Origin of the sequence: Halomonas sp. MCCC 1A11062 (assembly GCF_021404355.1) — a bacterium.
GTDB classification, from domain to species: domain Bacteria; phylum Pseudomonadota; class Gammaproteobacteria; order Pseudomonadales; family Halomonadaceae; genus Halomonas; species Halomonas aerodenitrificans.
Genome location: NZ_JABFTW010000008.1, coordinates 165373 through 189661 on the forward strand (window position 1 = coordinate 165373; position 24289 = coordinate 189661).

Annotated in this window: 22 protein-coding genes; 11 read left to right on the forward strand and 11 right to left on the reverse strand. The window is 65.4% G+C overall.

Going from position 1 to position 24289, the window contains the following annotated elements; all coding sequences use genetic code 11:
• Window positions 1–16: 16 nt before the first annotated feature.
• Window positions 17–1054, reverse strand: coding sequence for a dihydroorotase (gene pyrC / locus HOP58_RS11120; protein ID WP_010628472.1), 1038 nt, complete (start codon window positions 1052–1054; stop codon window positions 17–19).
• 183 nt (window positions 1055–1237) lie between these two features.
• Between pyrC and HOP58_RS11125 the strand changes: the two genes are divergently transcribed.
• Window positions 1238–1666, forward strand: coding sequence for a hypothetical protein (locus tag HOP58_RS11125; RefSeq protein WP_010628471.1), 429 nt, complete (start codon window positions 1238–1240; stop codon window positions 1664–1666).
• Window positions 1667–1684: 18 nt separating this feature from the next.
• On the opposite strand, the gene HOP58_RS11130 is transcribed toward HOP58_RS11125, so the two are convergent.
• The 5 genes from HOP58_RS11130 to HOP58_RS11150 all read right to left on the reverse strand — a co-directional run bounded on the left by HOP58_RS11130 (window position 1685) and on the right by HOP58_RS11150 (window position 6478).
• Window positions 1685–2929: an FAD-binding oxidoreductase gene (locus HOP58_RS11130; protein WP_010628470.1), complete on the reverse strand. Its 1245-nt coding sequence runs from the start codon at window positions 2927–2929 to the stop codon at window positions 1685–1687.
• 123 nt (window positions 2930–3052) lie between these two features.
• Complete coding sequence (locus HOP58_RS11135; protein WP_010628469.1) at window positions 3053–3508, reverse strand: TerB family tellurite resistance protein; 456 nt, start codon at window positions 3506–3508, stop codon at window positions 3053–3055.
• Window positions 3509–3582: 74 nt separating this feature from the next.
• Window positions 3583–4878, reverse strand: coding sequence for a TRAP transporter large permease (locus HOP58_RS11140; RefSeq protein WP_010628468.1), 1296 nt, complete (start codon window positions 4876–4878; stop codon window positions 3583–3585).
• Window positions 4878–5420 carry a TRAP transporter small permease subunit gene (locus tag HOP58_RS11145; RefSeq protein WP_010628467.1) on the reverse strand — a complete coding sequence of 181 codons (543 nt, stop codon included), beginning with the start codon at window positions 5418–5420 and terminating at the stop codon, window positions 4878–4880. Before HOP58_RS11145 ends, HOP58_RS11140 begins: the two co-directional genes overlap by 1 nt.
• A gap of 77 nt (window positions 5421–5497) precedes the next feature.
• Entirely contained in the window at window positions 5498–6478 is a 981-nt protein-coding gene (locus tag HOP58_RS11150) for a TRAP transporter substrate-binding protein (RefSeq protein WP_234260298.1), read from the reverse strand.
• Between the two features lie 244 nt (window positions 6479–6722).
• Between HOP58_RS11150 and HOP58_RS11155 the strand changes: the two genes are divergently transcribed.
• Window positions 6723–7487 (forward strand): SDR family NAD(P)-dependent oxidoreductase, encoded by a 765-nt coding sequence (locus HOP58_RS11155; protein ID WP_010628465.1) that lies wholly within the window; start codon window positions 6723–6725, stop codon window positions 7485–7487.
• Window position 7488: 1 nt separating this feature from the next.
• On the opposite strand, the gene HOP58_RS11160 is transcribed toward HOP58_RS11155, so the two are convergent.
• A complete protein-coding gene (locus HOP58_RS11160; RefSeq protein WP_010628464.1) occupies window positions 7489–8172 on the reverse strand; it encodes a GntR family transcriptional regulator in 684 nt (227 codons plus the stop codon).
• 183 nt (window positions 8173–8355) lie between these two features.
• Here HOP58_RS11160 and HOP58_RS11165 point away from each other — a divergent pair, with 183 nt between their 5' ends.
• The 7 genes from HOP58_RS11165 to HOP58_RS11195 all read left to right on the forward strand — a co-directional run bounded on the left by HOP58_RS11165 (window position 8356) and on the right by HOP58_RS11195 (window position 16939).
• Window positions 8356–9906, forward strand: coding sequence for an ABC transporter substrate-binding protein (locus HOP58_RS11165; RefSeq protein ID WP_010628463.1), 1551 nt, complete (start codon window positions 8356–8358; stop codon window positions 9904–9906).
• A 69-nt stretch (window positions 9907–9975) separates the two neighbouring features.
• Complete coding sequence (locus HOP58_RS11170) at window positions 9976–10953, forward strand: ABC transporter permease (RefSeq protein ID WP_010628462.1); 978 nt, start codon at window positions 9976–9978, stop codon at window positions 10951–10953.
• Window positions 10950–11786 (forward strand): ABC transporter permease, encoded by an 837-nt coding sequence (locus tag HOP58_RS11175; RefSeq protein WP_010628461.1) that lies wholly within the window; start codon window positions 10950–10952, stop codon window positions 11784–11786. The genes HOP58_RS11170 and HOP58_RS11175 overlap by 4 nt, the downstream gene beginning before the upstream one ends.
• A gap of 9 nt (window positions 11787–11795) precedes the next feature.
• Window positions 11796–13418: an ABC transporter ATP-binding protein gene (locus HOP58_RS11180; RefSeq protein WP_234260299.1), complete on the forward strand. Its 1623-nt coding sequence runs from the start codon at window positions 11796–11798 to the stop codon at window positions 13416–13418.
• Window positions 13419–13449: 31 nt separating this feature from the next.
• Window positions 13450–14841 carry an FAD-binding oxidoreductase gene (locus HOP58_RS11185; protein ID WP_234260300.1) on the forward strand — a complete coding sequence of 464 codons (1392 nt, stop codon included), beginning with the start codon at window positions 13450–13452 and terminating at the stop codon, window positions 14839–14841.
• 7 nt (window positions 14842–14848) lie between these two features.
• Complete coding sequence (locus HOP58_RS11190; protein WP_010628458.1) at window positions 14849–15775, forward strand: DMT family transporter; 927 nt, start codon at window positions 14849–14851, stop codon at window positions 15773–15775.
• A gap of 54 nt (window positions 15776–15829) precedes the next feature.
• On the forward strand, window positions 15830–16939 hold the full coding sequence (locus HOP58_RS11195) for an aminotransferase class I/II-fold pyridoxal phosphate-dependent enzyme (protein ID WP_234253964.1): 1110 nt from the start codon (window positions 15830–15832) through the stop codon (window positions 16937–16939).
• 57 nt (window positions 16940–16996) lie between these two features.
• On the opposite strand, the gene HOP58_RS11200 is transcribed toward HOP58_RS11195, so the two are convergent.
• From HOP58_RS11200 to HOP58_RS11215, 4 genes are all read right to left on the reverse strand, one after another.
• The gene (locus HOP58_RS11200; RefSeq protein WP_234253963.1) at window positions 16997–17479 is read right to left on the reverse strand and encodes a tripartite tricarboxylate transporter TctB family protein; all 483 of its coding nucleotides are present in this window, start codon (window positions 17477–17479) and stop codon (window positions 16997–16999) included.
• Window positions 17476–19002: a tripartite tricarboxylate transporter permease gene (locus tag HOP58_RS11205; protein WP_234260301.1), complete on the reverse strand. Its 1527-nt coding sequence runs from the start codon at window positions 19000–19002 to the stop codon at window positions 17476–17478. The genes HOP58_RS11200 and HOP58_RS11205 overlap by 4 nt, the downstream gene beginning before the upstream one ends.
• 74 nt (window positions 19003–19076) lie before the next feature.
• Window positions 19077–20168 (reverse strand): hypothetical protein, encoded by a 1092-nt coding sequence (locus HOP58_RS11210; protein WP_010628454.1) that lies wholly within the window; start codon window positions 20166–20168, stop codon window positions 19077–19079.
• 91 nt (window positions 20169–20259) lie between these two features.
• On the reverse strand, window positions 20260–21681 hold the full coding sequence (locus HOP58_RS11215; RefSeq protein WP_234260302.1) for a sigma 54-interacting transcriptional regulator: 1422 nt from the start codon (window positions 21679–21681) through the stop codon (window positions 20260–20262).
• Window positions 21682–21865: 184 nt separating this feature from the next.
• Between HOP58_RS11215 and speB the strand changes: the two genes are divergently transcribed.
• The gene (gene speB, locus HOP58_RS11220; protein ID WP_234260303.1) at window positions 21866–22816 is read left to right on the forward strand and encodes an agmatinase; all 951 of its coding nucleotides are present in this window, start codon (window positions 21866–21868) and stop codon (window positions 22814–22816) included.
• A gap of 78 nt (window positions 22817–22894) precedes the next feature.
• Window positions 22895–24277: a YjiH family protein gene (locus HOP58_RS11225; protein WP_234260304.1), complete on the forward strand. Its 1383-nt coding sequence runs from the start codon at window positions 22895–22897 to the stop codon at window positions 24275–24277.
• Window positions 24278–24289: the final 12 nt, after the last annotated feature.

Below are 24289 nucleotides of genomic sequence, written 5' to 3' on the forward strand. Positions count from 1 at the left end.
GCTTCCGCTCGAGCGGTCAGTCGCGCAGCTTCCACATCAGCGTTTCCCCCGCCTTGAGCGGCACGATGCGCTGACCGTTGGCATAGGGCAGCGAGTCGGGCAGCGTCCACTCCTCCCGTACCAGGGTAATAGTGTCGGCGTTGCGCGGCAGGCCGTAGAAGTCCGGCCCGAAGTGGCTGGCGAAGCCCTCCAGCCGGTCCAGAGCACCGGCCTGCTCGAAGGCAGCTGCGTAGAGCTCGATGGCCGCCGGTGCGGTATAGGCGCCGGCACATCCGCAGGCCGACTCCTTGTCGCCCTGAGCGTGGGGCGCGCTGTCGGTGCCGAGGAAGAACTTGCCGCTGCCCGAGGTGGCGGCCGCCAGCAACGCCTCGCGATGGCGCTCGCGCTTGAGGATCGGCAAGCAGTAGTAGTGCGGGCGAATGCCGCCCACGAGCATGTGGTTGCGGTTGAACAGCAGGTGGTGAGCGGTGATGGTCGCACCCACGTTGGCCGGAGCCTGAGCGACGAACTCGGCGGCATCGGCGGTGGTGATGTGCTCGAATACCACATTGAGATCCGGATGACGCTCGAGCAGCGGCTTCATCACCCGCTCGATGAACACCGCTTCGCGGTCGAAGATGTCGATCTCGGCATCGGTGACTTCGCCATGCACCAGCAGCGGCAAGCCGAGGCGTGCCATGGCGCCGATGGCGGCATCGCAGTGCGCCAGATCGGTGACGCCCGAGTCGGAGTTGGTCGTCGCTCCGGCGGGATAGAGCTTCACTGCATGCACCAGACCGCTTGCCACGGCCCGCTCGATCTCTTCCGCCGGGGTATTGTCGGTGAGGTAGAGCGTCATTAGCGGCTCGAAGGTGGAACCCGTGGGGCGAGCCGCCAGAATTCTCTCGCGATAGCCTTGCGCCTGCTCGGTGGTGGTGACCGGCGGCTTGAGATTGGGCATGATGATCGCCCGCCCCATCTGACGCGCAGTGGCGGGCACCACGGCTGCTAGCGCCTCGCCGTCGCGCAGGTGGAGATGCCAGTCATCGGGTCGGGTCAGGGTAATAGCGGTCACGGGGCGTCCTGTCGTTCAACATGAGTGTCGATGCCAGAGTATACCGGAAGGCCCGACCAAAATGGCGTACCGCTCGCGTACCACCCGCCCGCTGGAGCTATCGAGAAAATCGCTTTCGCGGCAGCAACAGACGCCGTTTTGCCGTATCATCGACGCCGTTTTTCGCCGTGAGAGTCGCCGCCAATGCCTCGGGTTCGCCACTACGCCGATATCGTCGCCATTCTGGCCGGTCTGATGTGGATCGTGTTCTTCTGGTCGATCAGTATCTCGGCGCAGATTGGGAGTGTCGAACCGACGCTTGCCGCCCTGCTCGCCCTCGGCGCCATGATTCTGGTCAGCTCCGTGCATCGACCGTTTCGGATCCACCTGAGCCGCTACCACGTGCGCAAGCGCCGCACCGAGATGTGGATGCACATCCTGGCCTTGCCCATGGCCCTGGCATTGCTTTTCGGCGTTTTCATCGAGAACATGCTCGCGCCCATGAGCGGCGAACAGAAGATGCTGCTGTTCAACGTACTCGCCACCGCCGGCTGGGTGGTCTACGTCATGACCCTGGTGATCAAGTTCGTGCACCATCTGTTCCGCCGTCGCCGCAATCGGGCCAAGCCGTAGGCGCCTGGCCCAGGACACTCAAAAGCGCTCGGCGCGAAACGGCGCCATATCCACCGCCGTCGGCTCACCTTCCATCATTTCGCTCAGTACACGCCCCGTGGCCGGTCCCATGGTGAAGCCCTGGTGCCCGTGGCCGAAGGCGAACCACAGCCCCGCATGGCGCGGTGCCGGCCCGATCACCGGCTTCATGTCCGGCAGACAAGGGCGCGCACCCTTCCACGGCTGTGCCTCCAGCCGCTCACCCAAGCCGGGGAAGAGCTCCCGCGCCTTACACTCGGCCGCGGCCAGCTGATCGTGGGAAGATGGCGCATCCAGCGGCGCCAGCTCGGCCCCGGTGGTCAGCCTGATACCGGCCCGCATGGGCGCCAGGATGTAGCCGATGTCGGCATCGGCCAGCCAATGATCGATGCGCTGCCCTTCCGCCGTACCGTAGTGCATGTGGTAGCCGCGCTTGACGAAGGTCGGCAGGTGGTAGCCGAGATCTCTCAGCCAGGAGCCTGCCCAGGGGCCCAGGGCTACCACGACATCACGGGCATCGATACCGCCCTGGTCGGTATCGAGGCGCCAGCCGGACTCCGCCTGACGCACACCCCTCACTTCCGCCTGCAGAAACTCTCCTCCCGACTGCTCGAAGCTGCGGGCATAGGCGGCCACCAGCTCACCCGGATCGGCCACGCTCCAGGAGTTGGTCCAGTGAATCGCCCCGGCCAGCCCGCCGCCGAGGCCCGGCTCCTTCAGCGCCAGACCCTGGCCATCGAGCAAATCGTGAGTCACACCGAAACGCCGGGCAGAGTCCTCGGCCTCGAGCGCCCGACGCTCGAGCTCCGTCTGGCTGCGGTGCACCTCGAGCCAGCCCTCCTTGCCGATCAGCTCCCTCGCGCCGGCGGCTTCGATCATCGGCGCATGCTCCTGGGTCGACAGCGCGATCAACGACGCGTACTCGGGGATGATGCGTGCATAGTGACGAGGCGACGAGTAGCGCCAGTAGTCGAACAGCGGCCCGGCGAACTGCAGCACCCCGCTCCAGCGATAGCGAATGTCGACCCGCCGGTTGGGCAGCGAGCTCAGCAGCTTGCTCAGCTCGCGGGGAAAGGTGTAGGGGCGAACCGCCTCGCGCTGGATCAGGCCGCCGTTGCCATAGGAGGTCTCGCGACCGGGCGGGAGACGATCCACCAGCAGCACCGAACGCCCACGACGGGCCAGGTGCCAGGCAATGGAAACACCGACCATGCCGGCTCCCAGGACGACGGTTTCACGAGACATGCCTCTCCTCCACGATGCGCTGACGCGACCGGCCCCCTGCCGGAACGAGCGCACCAGTCTACCAGTACGTCTCGGAGCATGGCGGGCCAACCTCTCGCTTGTCGGCCTGGATCAAGAAAGTCGCTATTGCGCCTTGCCTTGAACCTGCAATTTGGTGCGGATGAAGTCGGAATGGCTGACGTGAAGCAGATCGGCCAGACGCCGGATACGGTGCTCCTCGAGAGCGTTGTGATTGGCGTCGGCATTGGCCAGCACCCACATCATGCGCACCAGCTCGCGACGCTGGTCGTAGTCGTAGTGCTGCTTGATCAGGCTGACGAACTGATAGTGGTCCACGGAGTTCTCCACTTCGTCGCGAGCCATCTCCATCAGTTCCTCGACCGCCGCACCGGAAAGCTGAAAATGCGATATGAGCAGCTCACGCAGCGCCGCGAGCTGGGTCTCGTCGGTGTGATAATCGGCGCGCATCACCTCGCACAGCAGCGCGGCGGTGGCACGCTCCAGGGTCGGAGCGGGGTCGTCCGAGCGCTCGGGCTCGGCCAGGGTTTGCTGGAAGAAGCGCTGAATGGTGTCGAGCATGGCGGATCCCCTGCGATGGTATCGCTTCAGACCGGCGGCAGCCTCGGGCGTTCCGTTCGAGGCTGCCGCCGCCTTCAATAGCCCATCGTGCGCGGCAGCCAGGTCGTCAGCGTCGGCAGCGCGATCAGGATGAGAATCGTCAGCAGGATCGGGATCAGGAACGGCAGGATCGAGATGACGATCTGCGCATAGCGCAGCCGGGTGATACCCACCATCAGAAACAGCACCGTGCCGAATGGCGGAGTGATGACCCCCACCGACAGGGTGATGACCATGACGATGCCGAAGTGAATCGGATCGAGCCCAGCGGCCAGGGCAGCCGGCACCACGATCGGTGTGAAGATCAGGATGCTCTCGATCACCGACATGAAGCAGCCGATCAACAGGAAGAACAGCGCGAAGGCCAGCAGCAGCAGGATCGTCGGCATGTCGATGGCGGCGACCTGACCGGCCAGCGCCTGAGGAATGCCGATGCGCACCAGGATCCAGCCGTAGAAGCTCGATACGGCGATGATCAGCAGGATCGCGGCGCTGAACATCAGCGTGCGGCGGAAAGCCTGGAACAGATCGCGCAAGGAGAGATCGCGATAGACCAGCCCGCCGAGAATGAGCGCATAGACCGAGGCCACCGCCCCCGCCTCGGTAGGCGTGAACAGCCCGGTCCAGATCCCGCCCACGATGATGGCCGGCATGAACAGCGGCAGCACGGCGCGTCTGCCGGTGCGCAGCACCTCCTTACCATCGAACGGCACCGGCGGCGGCATGGTCACGCGCTTACCCGCCCCCAGCACCACGGTCATGCCCATGAACAGCAGAGCCATGAGAATACCGGGCACCAGCCCAGCCATGAACAGCGCGCCGATACTGACGTTGGCCAGCCAGCCGTAGACTACCAGCGCGATACTCGGCGGCAGAATGGGCCCGATGACACTCGAAGCCGCAGTGATACCGGCCGAGTAGCCGAGGTCGTAGCCGCGCTCCTTCATGGCCTTGATCTCGATGCTGCCGAGGCCGGCGGCGTCGGCTACCGCGGTGCCGGACATGGTGGCGAAGATCGAGCTGGCCACCACGTTGGCATGACCCAGGCCGCCCTTGGTGAAGCCCACCAGCGCCGTGGCGAAATCGAAGATCCGCGTGGTGGTCGAGCCCGTGTTCATGATGTTGGCAGCCAGAATGAACAGCGGAATGGCCAGCAGGGTGAAATTGTTGAGCGTCTGCACCATGCGCAGCGACATCAGCTCCACCGGCAGGCCGCCGGTGCCGGTCACCGCTAGGGCGATGAAGGAGGTGATGCCGATGGCCACCACCACCGGCAAGCCGATGGCCATGAGCAGCAGCAGACCGCCGACGAAAACCATCAGTTCCTGCATCAGTTCGTCTCCCGCTCGGCCTGCAGCTCGGTCTGCCAGGCCACCGGCCCCCGCAGCGTCTGCCACAGCGCCAGCACGGCCATGCCGGCAAAGGCGATGAATATGCCGTAATAGAGGTAGCTGAAGCTGATCCCCAGCGACACGGTGCGATTGTTGGCACTGGCTACCGACATCGTCAGCGCCCCGTAAGCCGCCAGTACGAAGAATCCACACGACAGCAGCGCCACCAGGCGGTACTGCAGCGCACGCGCCACATCACCGAGACGATGGCTGAACAGATCCACCACCAGATGCTCGAAGCGCACCCAGGCAGACAGCGAGCCGAAGGCCACCGCATAGATGGCCAGTATCGAGGCGACCTCTTCGGTCCAGGGCATGCCCAGGCCGATGAAGTCCCGGGCGATGACAGCCGACACGATCAGCAGCAGCACACCGGCCAGCATCAGTACGCCGAGAAAATCACAGATCAGCGTGACGCCTTTGAGCAGATAGAAGGCAACCCGATCCAGGGCGCCCCGTGGCGGCGTTGATGAAAACGTCAAGACAGCGATCCTCCAGACGGAAAACATCAGCGGCGCCCCGAAGGCCGCCGCTGAGGGTCACTTGGCGTGCATGGCAATCAGTCGTTGCCGTTCCCGCCCGTGGCATCCTCCAGCACGCCGTCGGCCATGTCGGCCATGACGCGCTCGATGGAGGGCATGGCAGCCTCGCGAAAGGCTTCGATATCCGGCTCGACGATGGTCATGCCGGCCTTCTCGAGTTCTTCGAGGTAGTACTCGTCCAGCTCCCGCTCCACCTCGGTGCCGTGCTGCCGCGCGACATGGATGGCCTCGGTGATGAGCGCCTGATCCTCTTCATCGAGGCCGCTCCACCAGCGCGAACTGGCCACCCAGTTCCATGGGAACTGCACGTGGCTGGTGAGGATGATGTGATCCTGCACTTCCCACAGGCGGCGGGTATAGGGGGAGGACAGCGAGTTCTCGTGACCGTCCACCTGGCGGGTCTGCATGGCCAGATAGATCTCGGGTGCCGGCACGTTGACCACCTGGGCACCAATCCCCTCCCAGACCTGCAGCCAGACCGGCAGCGACGGCAGACGCAGACGGAACCCTTGCAGGTCTTCGGGGGTATGGATCGCCTTGTTGGCGGTCATGTGACGCGGGCCGCGATGCTGGGTACCGAAGTACTTGAGACCGCCCTTCTCTTCGGCGATCTCCACCAGGCGCTGGCCGGAGGGGCTCTCCATGTAGGCGTCGACCTCCTCCCAGGTGGAGAAGAGGAACGGCACGGTGATGGCGTCGTACTCCGGCGCATACTGCTGGCGCCAGTTGCCGCCGGTGATGGAGATTTGGGTCTGCCCCAGGTTGAGCAGCTCGAGGATCCCATCCTCACTGCCCAGCGAGCCGGCGAGGAAAGGCCGAACGTTGAAACGGCCCGGCGCCTGCTCTTCGAGATATTCGGCGAAACGCTCCACGGCGGCGCTTTCGGAGCCGCCCTCGCTCATGGTGTTGTTGACCTGGATTTCGATGGTGCTGGCAAGTGCGAGCGGGGCGCTCAGCATGCCGAGCGTGGCCAGCGTGGCAAGCAAGGACTTGCGCATGAGGTGCTCTCCTGATCGTTATCGTTATGTTGGTTATCGTGATGACGATGTCCTGATCTTGAAACATGCTCAGGCTGCGCTCAAATCGGCTTTGATGAAGGGAGGCTTCGTGCATCGCGATGCCTCTGGAACGCCCGCCCAGCGGCATTTTCCGGCTGCCCCGCGGATAAACTGCGACCAATGGCTAATATCATGCAGCGCCAGGCAGCATCTCAATGGAAGTATCGTTCCTGGAGCATTCACCATGCACGAAACCACGCCCATCGCTTTCATCACCGGCGCCACCTCGGGCATCGGCCGGGCCTGCGCCGAGGCCTTCGCCAATGCCGGCTGGGGGCTCGTCCTCACCGGTCGCCGGCAAGAGCGCCTGGACGCCCTGCAGCAGCGTCTCGCCCAGGTACCGGTTCACACCGCCGTGCTGGACGTCACCGACCGCGATGCCGTTCAGCAGGTCGTCGACTCGCTTCCACCTCCCTTCGAACGTCCCAGAGTGCTGCTCAACAACGCCGGCCTGGCACTGGGCAAGGGGCCGTCCCAGGAAGCCGATCTCAACGACTGGCACGCCATGATCGAGACCAACATCAAGGGCTTGGTCACGGTCACACGGCTGTTGCTGCCACGACTGGTGGCTCACGGTGCAGGAGCGAGCGTCATCAACATCGGCTCCATTGCCGCTCACACCCCTTACCCCGGCGGCCATGTCTACGGTGCATCCAAGGCCTTCGTCGAGCAGTTCAGCTACAACCTGCGCTGCGACGTCAGTGCCGCCGGCGTGCGCGTCACCGATCTGGCACCGGGCATGACCATGAGCGAATTCACCGAAGTGCGCATGAAAGGCGATCGCGATGCCGCCGACCGCTATTACGCCGGCACCCACGCCCTGCAACCCGCCGACGTGGCCGCTCAGGCGCTGCACATCGCGGAACTGCCACCCCACGTGAACATCACCCGGCTGGAAGTCACGCCGCTGTGTCAGCAGTGGTCGCCGTTCACCATACTGCGCGAGTGACTCAGGCAGACTCGCCGATGCCCTTCACCACGTAATCCCGCGCCACGCCAATGTGGTAGTCGATAGCCTCGTGGCAACGCCGCGGATCGCCGCTGGCCAGCGCATCCAGCAATTCCCAGTGGCAGGTGGCGATGGTGTCGGGTTCGGCATGGGTCTTGCCGATCAGGGCAATGCAGAGACGCAGCTCGTGAGTGATGTCGTCGAAAGCCTTGAGCAGCCGTCGATTGCCCGAGAAGTCGATCAGCATGCGATGGAAGACAAGGTCCTCCTCGATCTTGCGGCTATCGCTGTCCTGCAACGCCACCTCGCACATCAGCTCGACCTGACGGCGCAGCGCCTGTTCCTTCTGTGCATCGTAGCTTTCGACCAGGCGCGCCATCGCATGCCGCTCGAGGCAGAGGCGAAGATCGAAGACATCGATCAGCTCACTGGCATCCAGCGCCCGCACGAAGAACCCACGGCGAGGCTGGGAGACCAGCAGCCCGCGGCTCTCCAGCAGCCGCGCCGCTTCACGCACGGGGGCTCGGCTCACCCCGAGGTCGCGAGCCAACTGAACTTCCGAAAGCCGCTCACCGGGCGCATAACGCTGACTGATGATGGCCTGGGTCAGGTAGTCGGCGACCTGCTCCACCAGATTGCGCTGCTGGATGATCGCACCGCTACCGAAAGCACTCGAAGGGGTCATGCACCTGGCTCTTGTCGCTTTTGTAGCTACAGTAAGACGATTGACACGACCTGTCGACCGTCGATTGACGACTGTCGACAGTTTCAAATGTCACTGCTATGGTCAAAAGGGCTGATAGTCACTACCTATCATCAGAGGGAAGAAGCACAACAAACACCCGAGACAACAAGAAGGAATTCGATGATGAGACTGACCCCTCTGGCCGCGGCCGTTGCCGCCCTGGCCTTCACTTCTGCCTTTGCCGATGAACCCCGCTCCGGGGGCACCATCAACACCATCATCCAGCCCGAGCCACCCGGCTTGGTGCTCGGCATGATCCAGAACGACCCCACCCGCAAGGTCGCCGGCAACATCTATGAAGGGTTGCTGCGCTACACCACCGACCTGGAACCGCAACCTCAGCTGGCCGAATCCTGGGAAGTGAGCGACGACGGTCTGGTCTACACCTTCCACCTGCGCGAGGGCGTGCTGTGGCATGACGGCGAGCCCTTCACCGCCGCCGACGTGGTGTTCTCCGCCGATGAATTCCACCGCGAGCTGAACCCCAGCGCCCGCGCCGTGCTGCAGCACGTGGAAAGCATCGAGGCGGAGGACGATCACACCGTGGTCTTCACTCTCTCCGAACCCTTCGGCCCCTTCCTGCTCTCCTTCGAGGCCGGCACCTTCACCATGGTGCCCAAGCATCTCTACGAGGGCACTGACTTCCGCGACAATGAGCACAATAGCCATCCCATCGGCACCGGCCCGTTCAAGTTCGAGAACTGGGACCGCGGCACCGTCATCGAGCTGGTACGCTTCGACGACTACTACGAGGAAGACCTGCCCTACCTGGACGGCATCAACTGGCATGTCATCCCGGATGGCGCCTCCCGCGCCGTGGCCTACGAGAACGGCACCGTCGACGTGCTGCCCAACGGCACCGTGGAGAACTTCGACATCCCGCGCCTGACCGCCATGGACAACACCTGCGTGACGGAGGAGGGCCATGAGTACTTCAGCCCCTTCGCCATGCTGTGGATGAACAACCGCGAAGGGCCCACGGCAGACAAGCGTTTCCGCCAGGCGGTGATGTATGCCATGGACCGTGAGTTCGCCCGCGACGTGCTGTGGAACGGCCTCGGCGAGGTGCCGCTCTCCTCCTTCGGCTCCAATGCGCGCTTCCGCCACGACGGCCTCGATCCCTACGACCACGATCCGGATCGCGCCCGCGAGCTGCTCGAGGAGATGGGCTACGACAACGAGGAGGTACGCCTGTTGCCGCTGCCCTACGGCGAAACCTGGACCCGCTGGGCCGAGGCCGTGCAGCAGAACCTGCGCGAAGTGGGCATCAACGTGCGCACCCAGTCCACCGACGTGGGTGGCTGGAACCAGCGCCTCTCAGAGTGGGACTACGACCTCGCCTTCACCTTCCTCTTCCAGTACGGCGATCCGGCACTGGGCATCACCCGCTCCTACCTCTCCGACAACATCGAGCGCGGTTCCCCGTGGAACAACGTCGGCGGCTACGAGAACGAGCGGGTCGACGAGCTGTTCGACGAGGCGGCCACGGCCTTCCCCGACGAGGAGCGCGAAGCCCTCTATCGCGAAGCCCAGGAGATCATCCACGAGGACGTACCGGTAGGCTGGCTGCTGGAGCTCGGCTTCCCGACCATCTACCGCTGCGACGTCCAGAACCTGGTCACCTCCGGTGTGGGGGTCAACGACGGCTTCAGGGACGCCTGGCTCGACCGCTGAGTCGACGTTCGCCCTGACGGGGCGGCGGTATAGCCGCCCCTTACCACCGTCACGCAAGAGGCCGGTTGTATGCTCTACGCTCGACTGATCGTGATGCGGCTGCTCAAGGCCGTCGTCGTCCTGTTCCTGATCGTGATCTTCAATTTCTTCCTGATTCAGATGGCACCGGGCGACCCCGCCGCCATCCTGGCCGGCGAGGCTGGCGCCACCGACGAGGAGTTCCTGCGTCAGCTGCGTGAACGCTTCGGCCTCGATCAGCCGATCTACGTCCAGCTGTGGCGCTACGTCTCGGGTATCGCCATGCTCGATTTCGGCTGGTCGTATCGCCAGGGCATGCCGGTGCTCGACCTGATTCTCGCCCGCCTGCCGGCCACCCTGCTGCTCACCGGCACCGCCTTCGTACTGTCGCTGGCGCTGGGCATCGTGGCCGGCTCCATGGCCGCGGCCCGGGTCAAGAAGCCTTCCGGCTCCATCATCATGGCCCTGGCCCTGCTGTTCTACGCCACGCCGCTGTTCTGGGTGGCACTGATGGCAGTGGTGCTGTTCTCGGTCTTCCTCGGCTGGCTGCCGGCCTACGGCATGTACACGGTGGGCGCTGGACACACCGGCTTTGCCCTGGTGCTTGACGTGGCCAAGCATCTGATCCTGCCCGCCACCACCCTGGCGCTGTTCTTCATGGCCATCTACACCCGCATGACCCGCGCCTCGATGCTCGAGGCAAGCCAGCAGGACTACGTCAAGACTGCCCGCGCCAAGGGGCTCGCCCCGGGCGTGATCCAGCGACGCCACATCCTGCGCAACGCCCTGCTGCCGATCATCACCCTGGCCGGCCTGCAGGCGGGCCAGATGGTGGGCGGCGCCATCCTGACCGAGACGGTGTTCGCCTGGCCCGGCATCGGCCGGCTGATGTTCGAGGCGCTGCAGCAGCGCGACTACAACCTGCTGCTGGGCATCTTCTTCTTCTCCGCCGCACTGGTCATCGTCTTCAACATCATCACCGATCTGGTCTATCGCCTGGCGGATCCGCGCATCAAGGAGGCCTCATGAGCTTCTTCGCCCGCTTTGCCCAGAACCGCGGCGCTCTGGTCGGCCTGTTCATCCTGCTGGCCATCATTGCGATGGCGATGCTGGCCCCCTTCCTCTATCCCGAGTCGCCCTGGCGTATGGTGCAGCGACCCTTCCTCGCCCCCATGGAGGTGGATGGCTTCTGGCTCGGCACCGACACCATGGGCCGCGACGTGGCCGCCGGACTGATGCACGGCGCCTGGGTCTCGCTGCTGATCGGCCTGGTCTCGACCTCGGTAGCGCTGCTCATCGGCGTGCCACTGGGCGCCATCGCCGGTTATTACGGCGGCTTGATCGACGACGCCCTGATGCGCTTCACCGAGTTCTTCCAGACCATCCCGAACTTCGCCCTGGCCATCGTGCTGGTGGCGATCATGCAGCCCAGCGTGACCTCCATCGTACTGGCCATCGCCATCGTCAGCTGGCCGCCGGTGGCACGCCTGGTGCGCGCCGAGTTCATGTCGCTGCGCCACCGCGAATACGTGGAGGCCGCTCGCCTGGTCGGCCAGACCAACCGCACCATCATCCTGCGTCAGATCCTGCCCAACACCCTGTCGCCGATCATCGTGCTGGCCTCGCTGATGGTAGCCACCGCCATCCTGCTGGAGTCGGCCCTCTCCTTCCTCGGCCTGGGTGACCCCAACGTGATGTCCTGGGGCTACATGATCGGTGCCGCCCGCACGGTGATCCGGCAAGCCTGGTGGCTGAGCTTCTTCCCCGGCCTGGCGATCCTGCTTACGGTGCTGGCGCTCAACCTGGTCGGCGAGGGGCTGGATGATGCCTTGAACCCCAAGCTCGCCCGCGAACGCTCCTAGGAGAACGACATGAACGACAACGCTCCGGTATTGAGCATTCGCGGCCTGACCCTCGCCCTGCCCAAGGGCGCCGATCGCGACTACGCGGTGGAGGAGGTCAGCTACGACGTGGCCCGCGGCGAGATCATGTGCGTGGTCGGCGAGTCCGGCTCAGGCAAGTCGATGGCGGCCAACGCGGTGATGGGTTTGCTGCCCAAGGGCGTTCGCGCCACCACCGGTGAGGTCCTGTTCGACGGTCAGGACCTGCTGGCACTGACGGAAAAGCAGCATCGCAAACTGCGCGGACTGCGCATCGGCATGATCTTTCAGGAACCGATGACCGCACTGAACCCGCTGATGCGGGTCGGCGCCCAGATCGCCGAGGTGTTCGAAGCGCATGGCAAGTTCACTTCGAAGGAGCGCCAGCAGAGAGCACTGGCGCTGCTCGAGGAGGTCGGCATCCCCGAACCGGACAAGGCGATCCGCGCCTACCCGTTCCAGCTCTCCGGCGGGCAGCGCCAGCGGGTGATGATCGCCATGGCACTGGCGCTGGAGCCGGAGTTGCTGATCGCCGACGAGCCAACCACCGCGCTGGACGTCACCACCCAGGCGCAGATCCTGGAATTGATCCGTGACCTGCAGCAGCGCCGCGGCATGGCGGTAATGTTCATCACCCACGACTTCGGCGTGGTGGCCGAGGTGGCCACCCGTGTCTGCGTGATGCGCTACGGTCGGGTCGTCGAGCTCGGCACGGCCCAGGAGGTGCTCGAAAATCCTCGCCACGAGTATACTCGCGCCCTGCTCGAGGCGATTCCCAGCAACATCATTCCGGACGCCGTCGCTCAGGAGCGGCCCGCGCCGCTGCTGGAGGTGCGCAACCTCAACAAGGTGTTCCGCTCACGCGGCGGCCTGTTCAAGCCGGCCCGCGAGGTGCGCGCCCTGGACGACGTCTCCTTCACCCTGGCACCGGGTGAGACAGTCGGAATCGTCGGCGAGTCCGGTTCGGGCAAGTCGACCCTGGGCCGCTGCGTGGTGCGCCTGGAACGGCCCGACAGCGGCTCGCTGAGCCTCAGCGGAACCGATTTCTCGGCCTTGAAGGGAGACGAACTGCGCCGGGAGCGGCGCCGGGTACAGATGATCTTCCAGGATCCCTACGCCTCGCTCAATCCGCGCCACCGGGCCGGCTACGCCATCGCCCAGGGCCCCATGGCCAATGGCGTAGCGCGCCGGCAGGCAATGCAGCAAGCCGAGGAGCTGCTGGAGCTGGTCGGCCTCGGCGCCGTGGCGGTAGATCGCTACCCCCACGAGTTCTCCGGCGGCCAGCGCCAGCGCATCGGCATCGCCCGTGCCCTGGCGCTCAACCCGGAGCTGATCGTAGCCGACGAGGCGGTGTCGGCCCTCGACGTGTCGATCCAGGCCCAGGTGCTCGAACTGCTGGAGGAGTTGAAGCAGAAGCTGTCGCTCTCGCTGCTGTTCATCACCCATGATCTGCGGGTGGCTGCACAGATCTGCGACTCCATCATCGTCATGCAGCACGGCCGCATCGTCGAGCAAGGTACCGCCCAGGAGGTGTTCCTCAGGCCACGGGAGGCCTATACCAAGCAGCTGCTGGACGCCATACCCGGCCGTGCGCACGAAGCCGCCATGGCCTGATGCCCCGCAACGATCGAGAAGGATGAAGCAGATGCAGTCGCTGTTGGAGAGAATCGTCGCCATCGTTGGCGAGGGCAACGTGCTGACCGGCGATGACGTCGCCCAGCGCCGGGTCGACTGGATGAGCGGGGCGAGCTGTCGCGCCGGCGCCATCGTCCGGCCGGCCAACACCGACGAGCTGGCCCAGGTGATGCGCCTGTGCCACGCCGTCGCTCAACCGGTGGTGACCCATGGCGGCCTCACCGGCCTGGTACATGGCGGCGAGGCGAGCCCGGACGAGCTTGCCATTTCGCTGGAGCGCATGACCGCCATCGAGGCGATCGACCCCATCGGCGGCAGCATGACGGTTCAGGCCGGTATCGCGCTTCAAACCGTGCAGGAGGCCGCTGCCGAGCACGACCTGCAGTTCGCACTCGACCTCGGCGCGCGGGGCTCCTGCACCATCGGCGGCAACATCGCCACCAATGCCGGCGGCGTACGGGTCATTCGCTACGGCATGATGCGCCAGCAGGTGCTGGGGCTCGAAGCGGTGCTGGCCGACGGCAGCGTGGTCAGCTCGATGAATCGCATGCTGAAGAACAACGCCGGCTACGACCTCAAGCAGCTGTTCATCGGCAGCGAGGGCACCTTGGGTATCGTCACCCGCGCCGTGCTACGGCTGCAGCCGAGAATGACCAGCGAGCGTACCGCGCTGGTGGCCTGCCCCGACTTCGAGGGCGTGACCGGTCTGCTCAGGCACCTGGGGCGCGCGCTGGGCGGCAGCCTGGGCACTTTCGAGGTGATGTGGCGCAACCACTACGCGCTGCTCACCGAGGAGAGCGGCCGCAACACGCCGCCCCTGCCGGCACGCTGGCCCTTCTATGCCATCGTCGAGTCGCTGGGCAGCGACGACGCGGCCAATATCGCGCAGTTCAGCGCGGCACTGGAGTCGGCCCTCGAAGCCGGCCTGATCGAGGACGCCGTGCTCGCCCAATCCGACGCCCAGCGCCAGGGCATTTGGGATATCCGCGAGGACATCGAGGGGCTGATCGACCACCTCTCCCCGCTGTTCACCTTCGACGTCAGCCTGCCCATTCCCGACATGGCCGACTACGCCGATACGCTCGAGCGCAGGATCAGCGAACGCTGGCCCAAGGGGCGCATGGTGATATTCGGCCATCTCGGCGACGGCAACCTGCACGTGTCGGTGGGGGCCGGCAGCGGCGATCCCCAGACCCGCCGCGAGGTGGAGCAGATCGTCTACGGCCCGCTGGCCGAGCTGGGCGGCTCGATCTCCGCCGAGCACGGTATCGGTCTGGAGAAACGCGACTACCTGCCGCTCTCCCGCAACCCCGGTGAGATTGCCCTGATGCGCACGCTGAAGCAGGCGCTGGACCCGAAGGGATTGCTCAATCGTCACAAGATCCTGGCACCCGAGGAGTGAGCGGGTCATGCCCTCTCAGCCCAGTCCGCAGGCAAGCGTGCCGCTGCACCACACCGGTACGACCCTGCTGTTGATCCTGGCCATCGGTCTGTTCTGGGGCGGCAACTGGCCGGCCGTGCGCTTCAGCCTGATGGACATCCCGCCCTTCACTCTGCGCGCCATCGGCTTCGTCACCGGCGCCGTGATGCTGCTGGGCTGGGCATGGCTGAAAGGCTGGCCGCTGGCCATCGCGCCAGGCGAGCGACTGTGGCTGGCCGTGACCGGCGGCTTCACCATCCTGGGATTCAACGTCGGGACTGCCTTCGGTCAGCTGCACATGCCCACGTCCCAGGCGGCCATCATTGCCTTCACCATGCCGTGCTGGGCCCTGCTGCTGGCTATCGGCCTGCTCGGCGAGCGGGTATCGCCGCGCCAATGGCTGGGACTCGGGCTTGGCCAGACCGGACTGCTGGTACTGCTCGGACCGGCTGCCTGGCACGCCGGCCTGGCAGGCCTTGCCGGGCCGGCATTCGTGCTGGGCGCCGCGCTATCGTGGGCACTCGGCACCGTGCTGACCAAGCGCCGCGGCACCTGGCAGGGCCATGCAGTGGTCATCACCGGCTGGCAATTCGCTCTCTGCGCCCTACCCATGATCGTGCTGGCGTCGCTGTTCGAGTCACCGGGCACGCCGGCCGCCTGGCAGGTTTCGACTTGGTTCGGACTGGGCTACCACTTGGTCTTCGCCATTTGCCTGGCCCAGATGCTGTGGTTTCGCAACGTCAACCGTCTCAGCGTGGCGCAGTCCACCATCAGCACGTTGCTCATCCCGGTGGTCGGCGTCCTCAGTGCCGTGATGCTGCTCGGCGAGGCACTCACACCGAGGCTTCTGGTGGCGCTTGGCCTGATACTTGCGGCCGTAGCCAGTGTCATGACCCCACGCTGGCCCGCGACTTGAGCCAGCCCCAGGCTTCTGCAACGATCTTTCGTCAACGCGTATATGGAGTGCAGCATGCCCCGCTTTCCCGATCACCTCAAAGGCTCCGGCCCCAGCAACCCCTTTCCCGGCATCAAGGTGCTGGAACGGCGTATTGGCCGCGAGATCCCCCACCGCCTGGGCTCCAACGAGGGCCTCGACATGCCCCATCGGGCGCTGCGCGAACGCTTCGGCGATGCCATGACGGAGCATGTCTACTGCTACGGCGACGCGGAAGCGCTGGGCGTACGCCAGCGGCTCGCCTCGCTCTACGGGCTGCCGCTGGAACACACCCTGGTCGATGCCGGCGCCGACAGTCTGATCGCCCTGGCCCTGCGCACCGTAGCGGAACCCGGTTGCCCGGTGGTCAGCGCCAGTGGTACCTACCCCACCTTCGGCTATTTCGCTCGCGGACAGAACTGTCATCTGGTGGAGCGGCCCTATCGCGAGGCGCCCGGCCTGCTCACCCCCGACCTCGAGGCGCTGCTGGCTGCGGCCCATGAGCACCGGGCCCGACTGGTCTACGTCGCCAACCCGGACAACCCCAGCGGGCATCTGCACGGCGACGACGAGATCCGCCGCCTGCGCGCTGAGCTGCCCGAGGATTGCTGGCTGCTGCTCGACGAGGCCTACCACGACTTCCGCGACGATGCCGACTCGCCGTTCAGCCGCGAAGCACTGCCCGGCGTGATCCGTCTGCGTACGCTGTCCAAGGCCCACGGGCTTGCCGGAATGCGCATCGGCTACGCCATCGCCGAGCCGGAAACCCTGGCAATGATGATGAAGGTGCGGATCCACTATGCGGTATCCAGCCTCACCCAGGTCATCGCCGAAACCGTGCTCGACCGCCACGCCGAAGTGGAGGCGCACATTCGTGAAGTGAAGGCGCGCCGGGAACGCCTCGCCCAGCATTTTCACCAACTGGGCGCCGAGGTGCTGCCGAGCGCCACCAACTTCATCGCCCTGCGCTTCTCGAGTGCGGAACTGGCCGGACGGCTGAACCAGGAGCTGCTCGAGGCCGGCCGCCTGATCGCCCGCCCCGCGCACCCGGACCTCGGCCACGTGCTGCGTATCACCGCCGTCGAGGATGCCCTGGTACCGGGTCGCTTCGACATTCTGGAGCGGGCGCTGGCGTCGGGTGCATGACGCCGGCCCGCCCAGCGGCGCTCATAAGCCCAGCGACACTCATAAGCCCAGCGGCGCTCAAAAGCCCAACCATGGCGCCGGCCAGCGCAGCTGCAGCACCTTGCCCAGACCCCACAGCAGGATGACGATACCGGCGGCAAGCCCCAGGCTAGGCAGCCAGGGGCTGCGAAACTGAAGCTTGAGCAAGGCCAGCACGAACAGCCCGGCTGCCGGCAAAGCACCGATGCCAAGAAACAGCACCACGAAGGCGAGCATCCAGGCGAAGAACAGCAGCCCCTTGGCGAAGAACAGCGGGCTGTCGTCCTCGTCGCCCAGGTCGGTGTAATCGCTGGCCTCCCGCGCCCCCCGCCGCAGCCACTGTCGCCCCAGCTCCAGCAGCGCCAGCAGGATGCCCAGCGCGGCCACCACGGTGGGAAACAGCCTCGCTCCGAGCGAGAACGACTGGCTGATCGTCAGCACGGCCACCAACCCCACCAGCACGAAAAGCACGAATGGCGTCTGCAGATGGCGGGTGAAGATGCCGATCAAGCGGGCTTTCATGGGCGGCTCTCCTTGTCGATCTCGGGTCTCTCGGCCGCCTGTATCGCCTCGACCCGCTGGCTGGTGTTGCGCTTGAGCCTGACGCTGGCCACTATCAGCGCCACCGCCAGCGCGCCGATCGTCAGCACGCCGGGACGCGTCAGCCATTCCCAGTCGTAGAGGTTGTAGGACATCCACAGATAGCGCTCGGCCAGGCCGCTGAGAATGAAGCCGATCAGCAGCGGCGGACGCGGCATGCCGCTGCGCTTCATCAACCAGCCCAGCAGCCCGAAGCCGAGCAGGAAAGCCAGATCGGCCCAGTGCCGGGTCTCCTGCCAGGCGCCGACGATCACGATGACGATGATGACCGGGGCGATGTAGTGGAACGGCACGAAGGTCAGCCGTGCGATGGGCCGTGACAGCAACAGGCAGATGAAGGTACCGAAGACGTTGGCCAGCGCCAGCGACCAGATGATGACGAACACCAGGTCGAGATCGCGGGTCAGCATCTGCGGGCCGGGCTGAACGCCGAAGATCATCAGCGCCCCCAGCAGCATCGCCATGGCCGAAGAGCCCGGTACGCCGAACAGCAGGGTCGGCATCAGCACACCGCCTTCCTTGGCGTTGTTGGCACTCTCGGGGGCGATCACGCCGCGCACGTCGCCCTTGCCGAAACGACTGCGATCCTTGCTGGTCTGGGCCACGATGCCGTAGTTGACCCAATCGATGATCGATGACCCCATGCCGGGAATGGCACCGATAACCACGCCGATCACGCTATGACGAATCACCAGCCACTTGTGCCTCAGCGTGTCGCGTACCCCATCCATCCAGCCGTGGCCGAGGCCGCGAGCCCGCTCGGCAATGGCACCGCCACGGGCCAGCAGGTCAACGATCTCCGGCAGCGCGAACAGCCCCAGCGCCACGATGACCAGCGACAGCCCGTCGTAGAGGTAGAGAAAGTCCCCCGCGAAGCGATATTCCGCCGCCACCGGCGCGCCGCCGACGGTGCCGATGGCCAGCCCCGCGACTGCCGCCAGCATGCCCTTGAGCGGTCGATTGCCCGACAGCACACCTATGATGGAGAGCCCCAGCAGGGTCAGCATGAACAGCTCGGGTGAGCCGAAGGCGAGAATCAGCGGGCGCGCGAAGGGCACCACGGCGGAGAGCGCCAGCGCCCCGATCAGGCCGCCGATCAGCGACGCCGTGAAGGCCGCCCCCAGCGCCCTGGCGGCCTCGCCTCGGCGGGCCATCGGATAGCCGTCCATGATGGTGGCCTGAGAGCCGGAAGAGCCGGGAATGCCCATCAGCACCGAGGGAAACGTATCGGCGCTGGGCACCGCCGCCGCAATACCGATGAGCAGGGCCACCCCGGCGTAGGCATCCATGCCGAACAGGAACGGCAGTACCAGCGCCATCCCCATCAGCCCACCCAGTCCGGGCAGAATTCCCACGGCAATACCGATCGCCACCCCGGAAAAGAGCATCAACAGGCGAAAGGGGTCGAGCAGAATCCAGAACGCATTGACGAACGCATCCAGCATGAGCACCTCATGTCAAAGCCCGTGCACGCGACGAGCCGCCCGAAACCCCGGGCGGCTCGTCGCATGCAGGCATCTCAGTTGAACTCGGTGCCGAAGCGCTCGTTCAGCATGTCGCGCAGGTAGTCGAGAACTTCCGGTGAGGCGGCATCCATCGAAGCCTTGATCTGCCCCAGGTCGTCACCCCACATGATCTCGTAGCCCTCGAGGATGTTGGCACTGGCCTCCTGGAACTCCGGGTCGTTGACCATGGCCTCGACCCCCGCCTGCAGGGCCGCCATCGCCTCGTCGGGGATATCGCCATGTACCCAGACGGTACCGCGGGTGTTCTGCACCAGCGGCACGGTGACCTTGAAGGCCTCCCAGATGGTGCCGGAAGGCATCTCGCCGTGGATTTGCTCGTAGAGCTCAGGGGCGGTGATCATGTCCGGTACGGCAGGGTCGCGCTGCGGATTGCCCTCGCCATCGATGAAGCCGATGGCGTAGAGCGGCATGGCCATCCCCTCGTCCACCAGCGGCTGTACGCTGTTGAGATAGGCCGGCGTGCTCTGAGTGTTGATCATCAGTTCGCCACGCTCGAAGGCAATGCGCGTATCGCCGCGGCCGCCGTAGCCGGGTACCGCGCGGTAATTCAGCTCGAACATCTCCAGCGCTACCAGCGACTCGAGCAGACCCACGGGATCGGTGATGCCCTTGGTCAGCCGGCCTTGCGCCTCGAGCAGGTCGGCCGGGTCGTCGATGCCTGCCTGGGTGGAGATGGCCGTCACGTGCCCCATGGGCGCGGCCACCACCGGCTCCAGCGCGTCGAGGTCGAGCCTGAGCCCCTGCAAGCCGAGGAAGGCGCGCAGGTTCAGGTGGCCCGAGGCGGTCATCAGAGTGAGACCGTCATGGTCGACCCGCTCGGCGAATTCGTTACTGCCCAGCAGACCGCCGGCACCGGTGACGTTCTCGGATACGATGGTGGGGCTGCCGGGGATATGACGGCCCAGATGCTGACTGATCAGCCGGCCGAAGGTATCCGTCCCGCCACCCGGCGAGAAAGGAATGATCATGCGAATGGTCTGACCGGCGTAGTAGTCGTCGGCGTGGGCGGCAGGAAGCATGACGCTGGCGCCAAGGACCAGGCCGGTCGCGATGGCGGCGATCTTGTTATAGGTTGTGCGGGGCATGGGTAGCTCCAAGGTCGAAACGGAACGGAAGGCGTTACTCACCCAAACCACTATAGACAGTGTTCCCCGTCACGACCTCGTGACATCGAGCTCAATCGGCCCGGCGCTCGATCCTGAGCCCATGCCGCTTGAGCTTGCGCACCACGCTGGGCTGGCTGATCCCCAGCCGCTCGGCGATGGCATAGGTGCTGGAGAGCGACCGACACAGCGACTGAAGCACTTCGCGTTCGACCCGGGCCAGGTAAGCGGAGAGTCCTTCGTTCTCGGTCAGCTCGGCCGGCTGCGTCGTCTCTGCGTGTGAAGACGTCGGCGTCACGGATGAAACGTAGCCCCGTGTCGGCGAATGGATCGAATCGTCCGGGCTCGACAGCCAGGCGCGCTCAAGCCAGTTTTCCAGCTCTCTGACGTTGCCCGGCCAGTCGCCCCCCATCAGCTCCGGCCACACGCTGCCGTGCAGCAGCTTACGCTGGCCATAGCGCTGATTGAGGCGTTCGAGACATGCCTCGGCCAGCGCCGGGATGTCTTCGCGGCGCTCACGCAGCGGCGGGATGGTGACCGGAATGACGTTGACGCGATAGTAGAGGTCGAGGCGAAAGCCACCGCTTTCCACGCGCCTGGCCAGATCCTGATTGGTCGCCACCACCAGACGAAAATCGACCCGCCGCGGCCGGGTATCGCCCAGGCGCAGCACGCTGCCGTCCTGGATCACCTTGAGCAGCTTGGTCTGCATGGGCAGCGGCAGCTCGCCGATTTCGTCGAGGAACAGGGTACCGCCCTCGGCCTGCTCCAACAGTCCCGCCTTGCCCTGGCGCGCCGCCCCGCTGAAGGCGCCGGGCTGATAGCCGAACATCTCCGACTCGAACAGGTTCTCGGGAATCGCCCCGCAGTTGACCTCGATGAACGGCCCCTGCCGCCGCCGGCTCCAGCGATGCAGCTGCTTGGCAAAGGCGCTCTTGCCGACCCCCGATTCGCCGAGCAGCAGCACCGTGGCATCCGAAGGCGCCACGCGCTTGAGCAGCAGCGCCAGCTCCCGCATCACGTCGCTGCGCACCTCCAGGCTGCCCATCGCCTCGTCCAGTTGGCCATCCTCGTGACCAGCACCGACCCCACTGCGCTTGAGGTGTTCGCTGAAACGCTTCTGCAGTAGCGCATATTCGTCCTGCAGCAGCTGCAGATCGGTCAGGTCCCGGGAGCGGCTGACGATGCGCTCGAGCCTGCCATCGACATGCACCGGGTGCGCCTCGGCGATCACTCGCCGGCCGGTTCCCGTCACCTGCATCAGCTGTACCGGCCTGCCGGTGCGGATCACCTCCAGGCTGATGGAGGGCCGGAGTACGCCCTGCGCCTCCAGCTGCTGCACCGTGCTGCCGACCAGTTGCTCCCGCGGCAGGCCGTAAACCGCCGCCGCGCCAGGGCTGACGTCGAGTACCCGCCCGTCGCCGTCGACGATGAAGAAGTGGTCGTTGGCCGTCTCGACGATGGTACTCACCACCGCGCGGTCGATGTCGCTCATCAGGATACCCAGCCGATGCATGAATGAATCAAGGATGCATTATTGCATCACCGCAGCGCCACTGACGATTCGAATTTGCATCACATGCCCTGACAGGCCCCGTGACAGCGCGAGCTCCGGCTGGCACGAAACCTGCTAGACCTGATGAGTGAGGGATGACACTTCCAACCATCAGGAGCCCAGCATGGCCGATTTCAACCAGCCGCTTGGCGGCAACGAGATGCCCCGCTTCGGCGGCCCCGCCACCATGATGCGCCTGCCCACCCAGCCCAGTGCCGCAGGGCTGGACGTCGCCTTCATCGGCGTACCGCTGGACATCGCCACCTCGAATCGCCCCGGCACGCGTTTGGGGCCGCGCCAGATCCGCGACGAGTCGCGCATGCTGCGTCCCTACAACATGGCCACCCGTGCCGCGCCCTTCGACAGCCTGCAGGTGGCCGACATCGGCGACGTGCCGATCAACACCTTTCACCTGCCCAAGACCGTGGACATCATCAGCGCCTTCTATGACGAGGTGCTCTCCCACGGCTGCATCCCGCTGACCCTGGGCGGCGATCATCTCATCACCCTGCCGATCCTGCGCGCCATCGCCAAGAAGCACGGCCCGGTGGGGCTGATCCACATCGACGCCCACGCCGACGTCAACGAGCACATGTTCGGCGAGCCCATCGCCCACGGCACGCCGTTTCGCCGCGCCCAGGAAGAGGGCCTGCTGGCCCACGGCAAGGTGGTGCAGATCGGCCTGCGCGGCACCGGCTACGCCGCCGAGGACTTCGACTGGTGTCGCCAGCAGGGCTTCCGCGTGGTCACCGCCGAAGAGTGCTGGTACCGCTCGCTGGCGCCGCTGATGGAAGAGGTTCGCAGGCAGATGGGCGATACCCCGGTCTACGTCACTTTCGACATCGACGGCCTCGACCCTTCGGTCGCCCCCGGCACCGGCACCGTCGAGATGGGCGGCCTGACCTCGGCCCAGGGGCTGGAGATCGTGCGCGGCGCGACCGGACTCAACATCATCGGTGGCGATCTGGTCGAGGTCTCACCGCCCTACGACCCCAGCGGCAACACGGCGCTGATGGGCGCCACCCTGCTCTACGAAATGCTGTGCGTACTGCCCGGCGTGAAGCGTCGCGACTGATACGAGAGCGTCGCGACCACCCCCTACCACCCCCTACAACGACAACCCCCCCACAACGACAAACATAGGGATACCCGTATGTCCTCTACCGACACGACACACCGAACCCGCACCGAGGAAACCCCTTTCGAGCGCAACAATCTGCTCAAATTCCTGATTCCCTCAGCGCTTGGGGTCGGTCTGTTTCTGATCCCCTTCCAGATCGGCGACACCATCAACATCGGCATGGGCTTCATGGCGGACGGCCTCAAGGCGCTGCTCGACGGCGCCCTGCCGGCCATTGCCGTCATCGTGCTGGTGCTCTCCGTGCTGGCCACCACTTGGATCAAGCTCACCCATCCAAGCTGGGCCGAGAAAGGTGTGATGCGCGATATGTTCCATGTCGGCCCGGTGTGGTTCGGCATGCGCATCCTGGGGGCGGCCTTCGCCCTGATGACGTTCTTCCAGTTCGGGCCGGAGTTCGTCACTGCCTCGTTCACCGGCGGCGTGATGCTCAACGACCTGGCGCCGGTGCTGCTGACCTTCTTCTTCTTCGCCGCCCTGCTGCTGCCGTTCCTGGTCGAATTCGGTTTCATGGAGTTCATCGGCAGCCTGGTGCGCAAGCCGTTCCGGGTGATCTTCAACCTGCCCGGCCGCAGTGCCATCGATGCCACCGCCTCGTGGATGGGCTCCGGCACCGTGGGCGTGCTGATCACCACCCAGCAGTACGAGAAGGGTTTCTACAACCGCCGTGAAGCCTCGGTGATCGCCACCAACTTCTCCATCGTCTCGATCGCCTTCAGCCTGCTGATCACCAGCTTCGTCGACCTCAACCACATGTTCATCCAGTTCTACTTCACCGTGGTGGTGGCCGGCCTGATCGCGGCGGTGATCGTCCCGCGCCTGCCGCCGCTGTCGCGCAAGCCCGATACCTACTACGAGCCGGTGGGCTGCCAACTGGCCGAGAAGCGCACCGAGGAGATGGGTCTGCTGCGCTACAGCCTGACCCAGGCGGTGCGCCGCGCCGAGCGCGCTCCGGGCCCCAGGGAACTCGCCCGCAACGCACTGTTCAACGTCGCCGACATCTTCCTCGCCCTGCTGCCGCTGGTATTCGCCATCGGCACCGTGGCACTGATACTGGCCGAATTCACCCCGCTGTTCACCTGGCTCTCCTACCCCATGGTGCCGGTGCTCGAACTGCTGCGCATTCCCGAGGCCCAGGCGGCGGCACCGGCCACCCTGGTGGGCTTCGCCGACATGTTCCTGCCGGCGGTGCTGGCAACCAACATCGAGAGCGAACTGACCCGCTTCGTGATCGCCTGCCTGTCGCTGACGCAGCTCATCTACATGTCGGAGATCGGCGCCCTGCTGTTGAAGTCGAAGATACCGCTCAAGCTGTGGGAGCTGGTCGCCATCTTCCTGCTGCGCACGGCCATCACGCTGCCGATCATCGCCTTCATGGCCCACACCTTCTTCTTCTGAGGTTCGCGATGA

Coding starts and splice junctions, on each gene's coding strand:
- HOP58_RS11125 (WP_010628471.1), top strand. CDS start 1,238: ATGCCTCGGGTTCGCCACTACGCCGATATCGTCGCCATTCTGGCCGGT.
- HOP58_RS11130 (WP_010628470.1), bottom strand. CDS start 2,929: ATGTCTCGTGAAACCGTCGTCCTGGGAGCCGGCATGGTCGGTGTTTCC.
- HOP58_RS11135 (WP_010628469.1), bottom strand. CDS start 3,508: ATGCTCGACACCATTCAGCGCTTCTTCCAGCAAACCCTGGCCGAGCCC.
- HOP58_RS11140 (WP_010628468.1), bottom strand. CDS start 4,878: ATGCAGGAACTGATGGTTTTCGTCGGCGGTCTGCTGCTGCTCATGGCC.
- HOP58_RS11150 (WP_234260298.1), bottom strand. CDS start 6,478: ATGCGCAAGTCCTTGCTTGCCACGCTGGCCACGCTCGGCATGCTGAGC.
- HOP58_RS11155 (WP_010628465.1), top strand. CDS start 6,723: ATGCACGAAACCACGCCCATCGCTTTCATCACCGGCGCCACCTCGGGC.
- HOP58_RS11160 (WP_010628464.1), bottom strand. CDS start 8,172: ATGACCCCTTCGAGTGCTTTCGGTAGCGGTGCGATCATCCAGCAGCGC.
- HOP58_RS11165 (WP_010628463.1), top strand. CDS start 8,356: ATGAGACTGACCCCTCTGGCCGCGGCCGTTGCCGCCCTGGCCTTCACT.
- HOP58_RS11170 (WP_010628462.1), top strand. CDS start 9,976: ATGCTCTACGCTCGACTGATCGTGATGCGGCTGCTCAAGGCCGTCGTC.
- HOP58_RS11175 (WP_010628461.1), top strand. CDS start 10,950: ATGAGCTTCTTCGCCCGCTTTGCCCAGAACCGCGGCGCTCTGGTCGGC.
- HOP58_RS11180 (WP_234260299.1), top strand. CDS start 11,796: ATGAACGACAACGCTCCGGTATTGAGCATTCGCGGCCTGACCCTCGCC.
- HOP58_RS11185 (WP_234260300.1), top strand. CDS start 13,450: ATGCAGTCGCTGTTGGAGAGAATCGTCGCCATCGTTGGCGAGGGCAAC.
- HOP58_RS11190 (WP_010628458.1), top strand. CDS start 14,849: ATGCCCTCTCAGCCCAGTCCGCAGGCAAGCGTGCCGCTGCACCACACC.
- HOP58_RS11195 (WP_234253964.1), top strand. CDS start 15,830: ATGCCCCGCTTTCCCGATCACCTCAAAGGCTCCGGCCCCAGCAACCCC.
- HOP58_RS11200 (WP_234253963.1), bottom strand. CDS start 17,479: ATGAAAGCCCGCTTGATCGGCATCTTCACCCGCCATCTGCAGACGCCA.
- HOP58_RS11205 (WP_234260301.1), bottom strand. CDS start 19,002: ATGCTGGATGCGTTCGTCAATGCGTTCTGGATTCTGCTCGACCCCTTT.
- HOP58_RS11210 (WP_010628454.1), bottom strand. CDS start 20,168: ATGCCCCGCACAACCTATAACAAGATCGCCGCCATCGCGACCGGCCTG.
- HOP58_RS11215 (WP_234260302.1), bottom strand. CDS start 21,681: ATGAGCGACATCGACCGCGCGGTGGTGAGTACCATCGTCGAGACGGCC.
- speB (WP_234260303.1), top strand. CDS start 21,866: ATGGCCGATTTCAACCAGCCGCTTGGCGGCAACGAGATGCCCCGCTTC.
- HOP58_RS11225 (WP_234260304.1), top strand. CDS start 22,895: ATGTCCTCTACCGACACGACACACCGAACCCGCACCGAGGAAACCCCT.